This is a genomic window from Amycolatopsis sp. NPDC051373 (assembly GCF_040689465.1).
GTDB lineage: Bacteria > Actinomycetota > Actinomycetes > Mycobacteriales > Pseudonocardiaceae > Amycolatopsis.
In genome coordinates this window covers 20,506-33,445 of sequence record NZ_JBFBAE010000009.1, presented here as the reverse complement: position 1 = coordinate 33,445, position 12,940 = coordinate 20,506, and the positions used below count along the sequence as shown (strand labels likewise).

General features: G+C 70.3%; 10 protein-coding genes. 5 read left to right on the top strand and 5 right to left on the bottom strand.

Annotation, left to right across the window (positions count from 1 at the left end; translation table 11 throughout):
• Window positions 1–50: 50 nt before the first annotated feature.
• Window positions 51–3,047 carry a UPF0182 family protein gene (locus AB0383_RS17900; protein WP_366188072.1) on the bottom strand — a complete coding sequence of 999 codons (2,997 nt, stop codon included), beginning with the start codon at window positions 3,045–3,047 and terminating at the stop codon, window positions 51–53.
• A 165-nt stretch (window positions 3,048–3,212) separates the two neighbouring features.
• Between AB0383_RS17900 and AB0383_RS17895 the strand changes: the two genes are divergently transcribed.
• On the top strand, window positions 3,213–3,773 hold the full coding sequence (locus AB0383_RS17895; RefSeq protein ID WP_364180576.1) for a PPA1309 family protein: 561 nt from the start codon (window positions 3,213–3,215) through the stop codon (window positions 3,771–3,773).
• Window positions 3,774–3,854: 81 nt separating this feature from the next.
• On the opposite strand, the gene AB0383_RS17890 is transcribed toward AB0383_RS17895, so the two are convergent.
• Complete coding sequence (locus tag AB0383_RS17890; RefSeq protein ID WP_364180574.1) at window positions 3,855–4,976, bottom strand: PDZ domain-containing protein; 1,122 nt, start codon at window positions 4,974–4,976, stop codon at window positions 3,855–3,857.
• 89 nt (window positions 4,977–5,065) lie between these two features.
• Between AB0383_RS17890 and AB0383_RS17885 the strand changes: the two genes are divergently transcribed.
• Window positions 5,066–6,493, top strand: a complete 1,428-nt coding sequence (locus AB0383_RS17885) for a zinc-dependent metalloprotease (protein WP_366187916.1) — start codon at window positions 5,066–5,068, stop codon at window positions 6,491–6,493.
• Between the two features lie 486 nt (window positions 6,494–6,979).
• Here the strand turns inward: AB0383_RS17885 and AB0383_RS17880 are convergent, their stop codons facing one another.
• Window positions 6,980–7,492: a M48 family metallopeptidase gene (locus AB0383_RS17880; RefSeq protein ID WP_364180866.1), complete on the bottom strand. Its 513-nt coding sequence runs from the start codon at window positions 7,490–7,492 to the stop codon at window positions 6,980–6,982.
• 221 nt (window positions 7,493–7,713) lie between these two features.
• Between AB0383_RS17880 and AB0383_RS17875 the strand changes: the two genes are divergently transcribed.
• The 3 genes from AB0383_RS17875 (at window position 7,714) to AB0383_RS17865 (ending at window position 11,178) form a co-directional block, all read left to right on the top strand.
• Window positions 7,714–8,751 carry a hypothetical protein gene (locus AB0383_RS17875; protein WP_366187915.1) on the top strand — a complete coding sequence of 346 codons (1,038 nt, stop codon included), beginning with the start codon at window positions 7,714–7,716 and terminating at the stop codon, window positions 8,749–8,751.
• Window positions 8,752–8,805: 54 nt separating this feature from the next.
• The gene (locus AB0383_RS17870; RefSeq protein WP_364180569.1) at window positions 8,806–10,137 is read left to right on the top strand and encodes an AarF/ABC1/UbiB kinase family protein; all 1,332 of its coding nucleotides are present in this window, start codon (window positions 8,806–8,808) and stop codon (window positions 10,135–10,137) included.
• 102 nt (window positions 10,138–10,239) lie between these two features.
• Window positions 10,240–11,178 (top strand): hypothetical protein, encoded by a 939-nt coding sequence (locus AB0383_RS17865; protein ID WP_364180567.1) that lies wholly within the window; start codon window positions 10,240–10,242, stop codon window positions 11,176–11,178.
• A gap of 442 nt (window positions 11,179–11,620) precedes the next feature.
• Here the strand turns inward: AB0383_RS17865 and AB0383_RS17860 are convergent, their stop codons facing one another.
• Both AB0383_RS17860 and AB0383_RS17855 read right to left on the bottom strand, forming a co-directional pair.
• A complete protein-coding gene (locus tag AB0383_RS17860) occupies window positions 11,621–11,803 on the bottom strand; it encodes a hypothetical protein (protein ID WP_366187914.1) in 183 nt (60 codons plus the stop codon).
• The gene (locus AB0383_RS17855) at window positions 11,800–12,801 is read right to left on the bottom strand and encodes a methyltransferase domain-containing protein (protein WP_366187913.1); all 1,002 of its coding nucleotides are present in this window, start codon (window positions 12,799–12,801) and stop codon (window positions 11,800–11,802) included. Before AB0383_RS17855 ends, AB0383_RS17860 begins: the two co-directional genes overlap by 4 nt.
• Window positions 12,802–12,940 lie beyond the last annotated feature (139 nt).

Genomic DNA, 12,940 nt, shown 5'->3' with positions numbered 1-12,940 from the left:
CGCCGGGGTTTCAGCCGGGTGCAAAGCAGGTGCCACTACCGTGCGCGAGGTCACCCGCCGGGTTGCTGCGGGGCGCCGCTGCCGGACGGAGGGGTGGCGTTTTTGGCGGTCTCGTAGGCCTTGGCCGCGACGTCGAGGGCCTGGAGCGCGGCGCCTTGGTCAGCGAAGTTGCCCGACTGTTGCGCTGTCTTCAGCTTCGCCAGCGCCGACTGGATGTCGGTCACCGCCTTGTCGAGGGCCGGGTTCGAGCCGCCCGAGTTGGGGGGCGGTGTGGTCGGCGACGTGGGTGTCGACGGGTTCGTCGGCGGGTTCGTGTTCGACGAGGGCGGCGGCGTGCCTGCCACCGGGGTGGTCGCCCCGGCGCCGGTGCCCTTGCCGAAGACCTGATCCAGCGCTTCGCTCAGCGTCGGCGCGTAGCCGACCTTCGAACCGAACGACACCAATACGCGGGCCAGCTGCGGGTAACTCAGCTGGTTGCGCTGCCTGATGTACACCGGTTCGACGTACAGGAACCCGTCGGCGACCGGCAACGTGATCATGTTGCCGTAGATGGGGATCACGTTGGGGTTGTTGAGCAGTGTCCGGTCCGAAGCGACCTGTGGATCACTTTGGAACTTGTTCTGCACCTGCACCGGCCCGTCGACTTGGTTCGCGCCAGTGACCGTGGGTAGTCGGAGCACGCGGATGGTGCCGTAGTCCTGTGGATCGGACGACACCGACATCCATGACGCGAGGTACTGCCGTTGCAGACCGGTGAGCCCGCTCGTCAGCTGGAACGTCGGTGTGCCTTCACCCGCCGCGTCGGCGAGCACGTAATAGCCGGGTTGGTTGGCGACGTTCGCCGCTGCCGTGGTCGCGCTGCCGTCTTCCGTCGGGTCCTGCGGGACGCTCCAGAACGACTGCTGCGCGTAGAACTGCTGCGGGTTGTCCACGTGGTACCGGGCGAGCAGCTCACGCTGGACCTTGAAGAGATCTTCGGGGTAGCGGAAGTGCGCGCGCAGGTCCGGCGGGATCTCGGAGCTCGGCTTCACGAGGCCCGGGAATACCTTCTCCCACGCGTTGAGCACGGGTTCCTTGTCGTCGATCGAGTACAGGGTGACCGTGCCGTCGAACGCGTCGACGGTCGCCTTCACCGAGTTGCGGATGTAGTTGATCGAGTTGTTGGCCTGGCGCGTGACGCCGTTGAGCGAGTCGTTGGTGGCATCGCCGAGCTGCGTCTGCTGCGCGTACGGGTAGTTGTTGAGCGTGGTGTACCCGTCGACGATCCACACGATCTTGCCGTTGACGACCGCCGGGTACGGGTCGCCGTCGAGCGTCAGCCACGGCGCGACCTTGCTGACCCGGTCGCGCGGGGTGCGGTTGTACATGATCTTCGAGCCGTCGCCGATGGCGTCGGAGAAGAGGATGTTGCGCTCGCCGTACTCGGCCGCGAAGGCGAGCCGGTTGAACCAGCTGTCGAGCGAAACGCCGCCCGTGCCGTTGTAGTAGTAGTTCTTCTGGTCCGGGGAGTCGGACTCGCCCGGGGCCTTACCGGGAGTGCCGCCGACGATCGCGTAGTCGTTCTGGTCGGCCAGCTCGCCGTAGTAGATGCGCGGCTGGTCGACCTTGATGCCGGGCTTGCCGCCGACCGCGCCGGCGCCGGTGGGGTTCTTCGTGTCGCTGGTGCCGATGAGCGGGTAGCCGGCGCTGCTCGTGTCGGACACGTCCGTGACGGCGCGGTTGATCGTGTTGGCCGGCGCGGCGACGAAGCCGTTGCCGTGGGTGTACACGAGGTGCTTGGTGATCCAGTTGGTCTGGTTGCCCGTGAGCCCGTCGGTCTTGATCTCCTTGGCGGCCACGATGTAGTCCTGCGTGGAGCCGTTGACGGTGTAGCGGTCGATGTCGAGCTTCTCGGGGAAGCCGTAGTAGTTCTGACCGCCGGCGAGCTGGGTGTAGGTGGCGGACAGCACGTTCGGGTCGAGGAGCCGGATGTTGGACACGGTGCCCGCGTCGGCCTTCACCTGGTCGCCGGTCGCCTGGTTGCTGCCCTGGTAGTCCTCGTACTTCACGTTCTGCAGCCCGAACGCCGCGCGCGTCGCGTCCATGTTGCGCTGGATCGACGTGGCTTCCTTGTCGTTCGCGTTCGGCTTCACCGAGAACTGGTCGAGGATCGCGGGCCACGCGACACCCACCAGCACGCCCGACAGGATCAGCAGCACGAGCGCGATCGCCGGCAGCTGCAGGTTGCGCAGGAACGCGCCCGCGAAGAACGCGATCGCGCAGATCACCGAGATGCACAGCAGGATCAGCTTGGCCGGCAGCACCGCGTTGAGGTCGGTGTAGGTGGCGCCGTTGAACAGCGGCATGTCGCGATCGGACAGAAGCAGGTTGTACCGGTCGAAGAAGTACTCGGCCGCCTTCAGCAGCACGAAGATGCCGACGGTGATGGCGAGCTGCGCGCGCGTCGGGCCCGCCAGCTGGCCGCCGCGGCCGGCGAGGCGGATGCCGCCGAAGATGTAGTGGGCGATCAGCGCGCCGAAGAACGAGACCACGACCGTGACGAACAGCCAGCCGAGCAGCCAGTTCACGAACGGCAGGGTGAACGCGTAGAAGCCGATGTCGATCCCGAACTGCGGGTCTTTCTGGCCGAACGACGTGCCGTTGAGGAACAGCTGGATCGTCTGCCAGTCGCCCATCGCGGACGCGCCGGAGATGAGTCCGGTGATCAGCGGGATGCCGATGCCGAACAGCCGGATGCGGCTCACGATCATCGAGCGATAGCGCGAGAGCGGATCGTCGCTGCCCGAGACGGGCACGAACACCGGACGCGTGCGGTAGGCGATGATGAGGCTGATCGCGAGCGAACCGCCCACGAGCAACCCGACGGCCACGAAGAGGACTATCCGCGTGAGGATTTCCGTGGTGAACACCGAGCGCGCGTGGACCTCGCCGAACCACAGCCAGTCGACGTAGGTGTCGAGCAGTCTCACACCCAGCAGCAGCGCCAGCACGATCACCGCGGCGATGATGAGGAGAATCCTGCTGCGGCGGGACAGCTTCAGGCTCACCGGGGGCCGAGTCGCCACGGCAACGCTCCTGTCTTCGTGAACACGTTCGCGGGGACGGCGTCGTCCCCTGACGGTCTAACTCTACGGATGGGTTCCCGAGTTCCCGGGACCGCCCGAATCGGACGTCGAAGGACGGCGCGGGGACCGGCCTGCGACGATGTCGCCATGCAGCCGAGTGAGCCGCCCGCCGCCAACCCCGTCGCCGGCCTGGCCCGGGAAGTCGAAGAGTTCGTCGCGTCCGGGGGCTGGGACCAGCCGCCGCAGCTGTTCGCGCTGGTGCCCACAGCGGCCCTGCTCGACGAGCAGCCCGAGCTGGCCGGCCAGCTCGACCGCGCGAACCCGCTGACGCCCGTGGCGCAAGAAGCGTTGCCAGAAGGTGACCTCGCCGAGTCGCTCGGCCGAATCGCCTGGCCCGAGATCGTGGTGGGCTGCGCGCTCGCGCAGGAGATCATCGTGCTGCCGCCCGACGTCGAGGCGGAGCTCGAAGGCCTCGCGGAGGCCGACGCCGAACGCCTGCGCCGCGCGGCGGCCGACCACCCGCGGCGCACGGAGGCGCGGCTCGTGGCGGCGGTGCTGCGCGAGGGCGACGTGGCTTGCGTGATGCGGCTGCGCGGGACGCGGCCCGAAGGTTCTTCGGCCGAAGCGGACGCCGTCGACGAGATCGTGGAGAGCCCCGACCTCGCGCCGAACCTGCTCGACGCGTTGAAGACGACCTTCTTACCCTGAGCCCTGCCCTCAGCCCCGTCGAGCCGGAGGCCTCCGCGTGGGGGCCTCCGGCTCAGGACAGGTGCTGGCACTTCTTCTTCCTCAGCAGTGCGCCGTGGGCCGGCCGGCCTTGAGGTTCTGGAGCTGGGTGAGCGCGTCGTCCAGAGTGGACACCTTGATCAGGTTGAGCCCGTCCGGCACAGCCGACTTCGCCTCGGCACAGTTGTGCGCCGGCACGAGGAAGTCGGTCGCCCCGGCCTCGCGCGCGCCCACGACCTTGAACGAGATGCCGCCGATCGGGCCGACCTCGCCGGTCTCGGTGATCTCGCCGGTACCCGCGATGTGCCGGCCGCCGGCGAGGTTGTTGTCCGACTTCCCGGGCGGGGTGAGGCGGTCGATGATGGCCAGCGTGAACATCAGGCCGGCCGAGGGGCCGCCGACGTCCTGCAGCGAGATGTTGACGTTGAACGGTGCGATCGCGTGGTCGACGGCCGTGAGGCCCATGAAGCCCTGCGTGCGGTCGTCGCGCTTGGCGAGCGTGATCGGCACGGTGCGTTCGGGCTGGCCGTCGGCCTGGAAGGTGATCGGCACGGCCTGGCCGGGCTTGGTGTTGGTGAGGGCCTTGGCGACGTCGGCGGCTTCGGTGACCTTCGTGCCGTTGACGGTGACGAGCTTGTCGCCGGGCGCGAGCACGTGGTCGGCGGGGCTGCCGGACACGATCTCTTTGGCGAGGACCTCCACGGGGTAGCCGAGGTGGCGCAGGGCGGCGACCTGGGCGTTGCTCTGGGAGTCCTGAAGCTGTTGGATGTTCTCCTGCTTGACCTGCTCGTTGGTCTCGCCGGGGCGGTAGTACTCCTCGCGCGGCGCGAGCGCGTAGCGGCCGCTGGCCCAGAGGCCGAGCGCGGTGAAGAGGTTGATCCCGTCGTTGAGCGACACGGTGGTCATGCGCAGCTCGCCGTTGGTCTGGTACGTCTCGTGGCCCTTGACCTGCACGACTTCGTTGCCCGCGGCGTCGCGACCGAGCGTGTCGTACGTCGGGCCCGGACTGATGGCCACGTACGGCACCTGGACCAGGAAACCGGTTACGACGAACACCAGGAACAGCGCGCCGCTGACCAGCAGGGTCCAGCCGCGGCGCGTCAGGCGGCGCTCGTCGCGCGCCGGTTCCCTCGACGGCTCGGTCCGGCTGCTCGCGGTCGCGGTCTCCTCGTCGGGTTTGGTCACGAGCGACAGCGTACGGTGACCGTGTTCGCTTCCCGGTGAAGGCCATGGTTGACGCGCTGGGAGAGGCCCTACCCGCGTACGGTGGACGTATGAGCAAACCCCCGTTCGGTTTCGGACCGCCCGATCCCGACAGACGAGGCGACAACGACCCCTCGGAGCAGCCGTCAGGCGCGGAGGCGTTCAACCAGCTCGGGCAGATGCTGAGCCAGCTGGGCCAGATGCTCAGCCAGGCGGGCTCGTCGAGCGGGCCGGTGAACTACGACCTGGCGAAACAGATCGCACTCCAGAACCTCAGCGGTTCGCAGGACGCGAAGCTCGGTTTCGCGTCGTCCACCGGCGACTCGTCCACGGCCGTGCGCGACGCCGCGCACCTGGCGGAGCTGTGGCTCGACGCGGCGACGATCCTGCCCGCCGGCGCGAACACCACCGTCGCGTGGTCCGCGCGCACGTGGGTCGAGAAGACGCTGCCCACGTGGCAGCGGCTCTGCGACCCGGTCGCGCAGCAGGTGTCCGGCGCGTGGATCCAGGCGCTGCCCGAGGAGGCCAAGCAGGCCGCCGGGCCGCTGCTGTCCATGATGGGGCAGATGGGCGGGATGGCCTTCGGCTCCCAGCTCGGCAACGCGCTCGCGCAGCTGGCCCAGGAGGTGCTGACGTCCACGGAGGTCGGCCTGCCGCTGGGCCCGGCCAACACGTCGGCGCTGCTGCCCGCGAACATCGAGAAGTTCACCGAGGGGCTCGAAGTCCCCAGCAGCGAAGTGCTCGTGTTCCTCGCCGCGCGCGAGGCCGCGCACCAGCGCCTGTTCGCCCACGTGCCGTGGCTGCGGCAGCGGCTGCTGGCGACCGTGGAGGAGTTCGCGCGCGGGATCACCGTCGACACGTCCGCGCTGGAGTCGCTGGCCGGCCAGATCGACCCGGCGAACCCGGCGAGCATCGAAGAGGCCATGTCGTCCGGGCTGTTGGAGCCGAAGACCACGCCCGAGCAGGAGTCGGCTCTGAAGCGGCTCGAAACCCTGCTCGCCCTGGTCGAGGGCTGGGTGGACGTCGTGGTCGCCGAGGCGATCGGTGACCGCCTGCCGGGCGCCGACGCGCTGCGCGAGACGCTCCGCCGCCGCCGCGCCACGGGCGGCCCCGCCGAGCAGACCTTCGCGACCCTCGTGGGCCTCGAACTGCGCCCCCGCCGCATGCGCGCCGCCTCCTCCCTCTGGAAGCTCGTGGGCGACCGCCACGGCATCGACAAGCGCGACGGCCTCTGGTCCCACCCGGACCTCATGCCGACCGCCGAGGACCTCGACGAGCCCCTGGACTTCGCCGACCGCCTCGGCGACACCCCGGTCCTGGGCTCCGACTTCGATCCGATCGCGGAGCTGGAGAGGACGGAGAAGCGCGAGGCGGCGGAGTCTGGCTCTGCTTCAGAATCTTCGTCGGCCTCGGGTTCAAACTCGGGCTCGGGCCCGGATGCCAAGCCGGACTCGGCCCCTGACTCGGACCAGGACAAGGGCGACAACCCGACCTCCTGACCCCTTCGGTCCAGCCCCGGTCCTCCGTCGCCTTCGCGCCGGAGGACCGGTTGCTTTCCGGGCTCTCAAAAGCTCCTTATTGGAGATCTTCAACGCGCGACGACCATTGACCTCGGGTACCGGCTGCTCGGTCTGGATCGCTCATCCCGATGAGGCCGCCGGCCCGCCGCGAACCGATTCCGACTCGGCAGGCTCGGCACTGGCTCGCCGGCGGTCCAGCGCCGAGACGCCTGCTCGTCGAAACCGCCCCGAGCCGGCGGTCGGCCAGATCCCGCTCCTGCGAGCCGGCCACGCCGTGCTGAACGCGACTTCGCGATGCATCAGTTCACTCGCGAGCCGCAGTCTCGGCCCCAGGAAAGGGACAGGCCCAGCCTTGCCGCGAACTCTCGATCGCACCAGCGTGCCGCCGAGCCTCGGGCCGCAGCCTCACCGCCTGCCCGCGCTCGCGAGCCACGGTCCCCGACTCAGGCGAGAGGCCCGCTCCGCTCAGTCCTCCTCCCCCGAAATCCCCCACCCGGCCGCCGCCGACAACCCCTCCAAATACCCGATCGCGCGTTCGGTCTTCGGGTACCGGTTGACCAGCGTCCAGAACGCCGCATCGTGTCCGGGTTCGCGCAGGTGGGCGAGCTCGTGGACCAGCACGTAGTCCAGGACCCACTGCGGCACGCGCCGCAGGCGGTCGCTGACGCGGATGGTCGCGTCGACGGGCGTGCAGGAGGCCCAGCGGGTGCGCATGGGCGGCACCCAGCGCACGCTCGCGGGTATCGCCCGTGGATCGACGTACTTCGCCGCCAGCACGGCGCAGCGTGCCAGCAGCGCGTCGTCCGAGGACTTCGGCGACGCGACTTTCCGCGGTTCGGTGCGCAGGAGCTTGCGCTCCATCTCCGCGACCCAGTGCCTCTCTTCCGCGCGGGTCATCCGTGCCGGGATGAGCACCACGAGGGTGTCGTCTTTCCAGTACGCGGTGACCGTCCGGTGCCGGCGCGCGCTGCGCCGCACCTCGACCTTGTGTTCAGGAGTGTCCGACGGGGGGTTCGTTCCGCCCCGGCCCCGCAGTGCGGGCATCCGTGCTTCGACCACCCGACAACGGTAAGGCCACCGACCGACAACTTGGGAGCGTCGAAAGGTCACAGCCCCGAGTTGTCCACAACTCGCCTTGCCTGTGGATAACTCGGCTTTGAGCGCCAGTCGGCCGCCGCGGGGGTGTCAAGCTGATCATCATGACGCTGTCGACCGTTCCCCCGCCGAACGTCCTCCTCCCCGCCTACCCGACCCTGCTCCCGGGCCTCCACGTGCTCGAACGCGGCAATAACGAAGTCCAGATCGGCCTCGATCCGCGCCACGGCGTGGTGGCCACCGGGCTGGCGCCGAGCGTCGTCGCGCTCGTGCGCCGGCTCGACGGCAGCCGCCGTCTCGACGTGGTGCTCGCCGAGAGCGAACACCGCGACCAGCTGCGCCTTCTGCTCAAACAACTCACCGCGCTCGGCCTCGTCACGGAGGCGCCGAGCCCCGCGTCCAAGCGCGTCGAGACCGGCTTCTGGTCCCTGCGCGCCCGCCACCACCAGACCGCGCTCACCGAGCGAAGACGCCAGAGCCTGGTGGCCGTCCGGGGCGACGGCCGGATCGCCGTGGCCGTCGCCGTGCTGCTGGCCAACGCCGGGGTCGGGCACATCGACGTCCGCTCAGGCGGCGTCGTCACCGAGGCCGACCTCGGCTCGGGCTTCACCGCCGCCGAGCTGGGCCTGTCGCGCCGCAAAGCCACTCAGAACGTGCTGGCCCGCGTCGCGCCCGAGGTCAGCACCGCCCGCAACCTGCAGCGCGCGCCTGACGTCGTGGTACTCACCGACGCCGTCGTGCCCGCCCCGGAACTGGTGGCGGAGCTGGTCGACGACGGCGTCACCCACCTGCCGGCCCGCGTCCGCGACGGCACGATCCTCGTCGGCCCTCTCGTCGTGCCGGGGCGAAGCACCTGCCTGCGCTGCTGCGACCTGAGCAAGACCGACCTCGACGACTCGTGGCCGCGCGTCGCGACCCAGCTCGTGGACGTCGACCAGCGGCCCGATCTCGGGTCCGTCCAGGCCTGCGCGTCGCTGGCCGTCGCGCAGGCCCTGCGCGTGCTGTCGCCGAGCGCCGAGCCACCACCGACGTGGAACAGCACGCTCGAGCTCGACCCGTTCGAAGGCCATCTGCGCCACCGCTACTGGGAACCGCACCCGGACTGCGATTGCGGAGCGCCCGAAGCACCACCGGAGACGTAGCCCACACCCCCTGGCAGGCTGCGGCCACCAAGGTCACCAAGGCAGAATCGGAGGGTGACCGACTCCGCAGACCGCGAATCCGCAATGCCGCGCAAAGGTGCGGCGCGCACCGCGAAACTCGCCAGCATTCCCCTCGGGATAGCCGGCCGAGCCGTCGGCGGATGGGGCAAGCGCCTCGCGGGCCAGAGCGCGGAACAGGTGAGCGCGACGCTGTCGGCGAAGGCCGCGGAGCAGCTGTTCGAGGTGCTGGGCACGCTCAAGGGCGGCGCGATGAAGTTCGGCCAGGCTCTGAGCGTCTTCGAGGCAGCGGTGCCCGACGACATGGCCAAGCCGTACCGCGAAGCGCTGACCAAGCTGCAGTCCGCCGCGCCGCCGATGTCGGCGCAGCAGACGCGCCGGGTGCTGGCCCAGCAGCTCGGCCGTTCGTGGGAAGGGCGGTTCAAGCACTTCGACGACGTCCCGGCGGCGTCGGCCAGCATCGGCCAGGTCCACCGCGCCACCTGGCACGACGGGCGCGAGGTCGCCGTGAAGGTCCAGTACCCGGGGGCCGACGAGGCGCTGCGCACCGACCTGCGCCAGCTGCAGCGGTTCAGCAGGCTGTTCCAGGCGTTCGTGCCCGGCACCGACGTGAAACCCCTGATGGCGGAGCTCGCCGACCGCATGGACGAGGAGCTCGACTACCTCAACGAGGCCGACAACCAGCGCGCGTTCGTGAAGGCGTTCGAGGGCGACCCCGCGTTCCTCATCCCGCGTGTGGTGGCGAGCGCACCGAAGGTCGTGATCACGGAATGGGCCACCGGCACGCCGTTGTCCAAGGTCATCGCGGGCGGCGACCAGGAGACGCGCAATCTCGCTGGTCGGCTGCTGATGGAGTTCCACTACTCGTCGCCGGCGCGGGCGCACCTGCTGCACTCCGATCCGCACCCCGGCAACTTCATGGTCACCGACGACGGCCGCCTGTGCGTGCTCGACTTCGGCGGCGTCGCGAAGCTGCCGAACGGCATCCCGCGCCACCTCGGCGAGATGACGCGCCTGGCCCTCGACGGCGAGTCCGACGACCTCATGCGGCTCCTGCGTGAGAACGGCTTCGTCCGCACCGACTCCGACCTCGCCGCCGACGAGGTGCTGGCGTACCTCGCGCCGTTCACGGAACCGCTGGCCACGCCGACGTTCCACTTCACGCGCCGCTGGATGCAACGCCAGGCCGGCCGCGTCGGCGACACCCGCGGCAGTGACTTCCGCGTCGGCCGGTCGCTGAACTTGCCGCCGGAGTACCTGATGATCCACCGCGTCACGGCGGGGTCCACGGGCATCCTCTGCCAGCTCGACGCGGAAGTCCCGGCGCGCGGCATCGTGGAGCGCTGGCAGCCCGGTTTCGCTCGCTGAGTTGTCCACAGGCCCGGCGGTGCCACGGGCCCATTTCACGGAGTTATCCACAGATCTGAAAAGCCGGTTCCACTCGGATGGCCGAGCGGTCATCCTCGAACCATGACGACTACCGCAAGCATCAGGGACGTGGCTCACCGTGACTCCACGTCGGTCGGCGTGATCGACCTCAAGAAACTGCGCAGCGCCGGGATCTCGAGCCGAAGAGCCGCCAGGCTGGCGCGGCCGGGCGGGCCGTGGCGCCGCGTGTACCCCGGCGTGTTCGTGATCCAGGACAAACCGCCGACCCGATTACAGCTGCTGCACGCCACGATCGCGCGCTACGGCCCCGGCGCCATCATCACGGGCACCGACGCGCTGCGCGCCCACGGCGTCACTCACCCGCTCACGGGCGAGATCCACCTGCTCCTGCCGCACTACCGTCGCCCGGGTTCCGAACCCGGCGTCCTGACCTACCGCACCGCCCGCATGCCCGAGCCCGTGATCATCGACGGCCTCCCCTACGCCGGGGCCCCGCGCGCCGCCCTGGACCTGGCGCGCCGAGAGAGTGATCCGAAGGCCGTCGAGCGCCTGGCAACGCTCCCGCTGTTCTGGGGCCTGTGCGACCGCACCGAACTCCTGGCCGAGCTGAACGCCGGCAACCAACGCGGGTCGTCAGCGGTCCGCGCCGTGCTGCGGGGATTGGACGACCGCGAAACCTTCACCCACGGCCAGGCCCTGCGCCTCCTCCGCGACACTCCCCTGCCGTCCCCCCAGTGGAACGTCACGGTCTGCGACCTGCGCGGCCGCCGCATCGGCATCGCCGACGCCTGGTGGGACCAGGTCGGCCTCGCCTGGCGCTACCGCACGGCCGCCGGCCCCACCGACTTCAGCCACCTCGCGCTGACCGCCACCGGCACCGTCCTCGTGCGCTGCACGCCCCGCCAACTCAACGACACCCCGGCCGACATCACCCACGAACTGGTCCGCGCCTACACCCAGGCCGCCCGTACACCCCGCCCGAAGGTCCGCGCGGTGCACCGCCGGGAGACAGCCGCATGACGCCGGGGTGACCACCCACGGCGGGACTGGCCGACGCGCGCCCGTCACGCCGGCCGGCCAGGCGGGCATGGCCTGCGATTCGCACGCCGGCCACTCCGGCCACGCGGGCATCGCCTGAGGTGCGCAGGCCAGTCACTCGGGCCACGCGAGCCTTGCCAGAGGTCCGCACGCCGATCACTCCGGCCACGCGGGGCATTGCCGGAGGTTCGCACGGAGCGAGGGCCGTGCCGAGCCTCCCCGCAAAGCACGGGCGGCCGGGCCAAACACCACGCGCGCACCGCCGAGCTGACCTGCCGATCGCCGGCCGCCCTGGAAGGTCCAGGCGGCGACGGCGGTGCCAGCGCCTCCGACAACAGCTCCCCGAGTCAGCTCCACGTCGATGCGCTGCCAGAGCGGCACTGCCCGACAACCAGCGAAACGAAGGTGAGAGCCACCCGAGGGGTCACCAGTACTCGTCGGGGAGTTTGGCTTCGATGTCGCGGACGTGGTCGCGGGCGCAGGTCGCGCAGAGCCACTGGGCGCGGCCGTTGTCCTTGGTCGAGACCCAGGACAGCGCGGCGAGCGGGTCGGGCTCGGCGGAGCGGGTGTGACCGCAGCGGGAGCAGGTGGGGTCCGGGGCGGTCACGGGCGGCGTCCACAGTGGACGGTCTTCGCGCCGGTGAGGTAGAGGTCGCGGCGGGCGGCGAGGTGGTGGGGGCTGTTCGGGTCGAGGAGGGAGGTGAGCGTTTCGCGGTCGTCCGGGGTGAGGTACTCGCCGCCGAACTCGAAGATGCGGGCGACGCGGTGGACGACGTAGTCCGCGAGCATGGCGGGGCCCGGAGCGGGGTGGTGCACGAGCGCGCCGAAAGAGTCGACGTCGGTGAGCCCGGCGCGCTCCAGCGCGACGGACCAGCCGTAAGGCATCGCGACGGCTCCCTCGATCCCCTCGCGCATGCCGATGAACCACTCGGCCTGCGCGGCGAGCAGCCGGTCCTCGAGCCCGGGCCTGCCGACGCCCAAATCCCAAGGCAGGCAACGGAAATCGAGCCCGCCCTCGGCCAGCGCGACCAGCCCGCCCGCCTTCGCGACCGCCGCGACCGTCCCCACGGCCTCCTGCTGGTCCGGCAAGTGGTGCACCACGCGCGACGCCCACACCAAATCCGCCGCCGGCAGCGACCCGGGCAGCCCGGCATCCGCGAGATCACCCCGCACCGCCCGAACCTCGACGGCACCGGAGGCTGCATTGGTCGAACCACCGTCCACGCGGTCATCCGGCGCCGGCCGGCGTCCTGCCGAACCAGTGCCCACAACGTCGCCGCGCGCGGCCTGCACATCGGCCGCACCGGCGCTGTTCGAGGCGGTGTCGACGGCTGCCCGGACCGACTTCTCGGCTTCGGCGAGCAGCTCCGGCGTCGCGTCGACGAGGACTAGGGTGCCGCCGCCGTGGGTGGCCAGGGCGCGGGCGAAGTGGGTGCTCATGCCGCCCGCGCCGCAGCCGAGGTCGACGATCGTCGGGGTCGGGGGCAGGGCGGCGACCAGCCGCCGGGCGATGGCCGAAAGGGCGTTGGCGTCGAGGGCGTCGGCCGTGCGGAGCTGAGTCAGCCGGTCGGCCCAGTCGATGTGGTCGTGCGTATGAGCGGACACGACTTCATTCAACACCCGAAGCCCCACCGGAACCGAACCGACAAACCGGCGGCGGCATCCGTCGAACGGAAATGCCGGAAGGCCGGTCACCAACATGGGTGACCGGCCCTCCACACAGACAACAAACCGAGGACTTCGA

Coding starts and splice junctions, on each gene's coding strand:
- AB0383_RS17895 (WP_364180576.1), top strand. CDS start 3,213: ATGCAGCCGAGTGAGCCGCCCGCCGCCAACCCCGTCGCCGGCCTGGCC.
- AB0383_RS17885 (WP_366187916.1), top strand. CDS start 5,066: ATGAGCAAACCCCCGTTCGGTTTCGGACCGCCCGATCCCGACAGACGA.
- AB0383_RS17875 (WP_366187915.1), top strand. CDS start 7,714: ATGACGCTGTCGACCGTTCCCCCGCCGAACGTCCTCCTCCCCGCCTAC.
- AB0383_RS17865 (WP_364180567.1), top strand. CDS start 10,240: ATGACGACTACCGCAAGCATCAGGGACGTGGCTCACCGTGACTCCACG.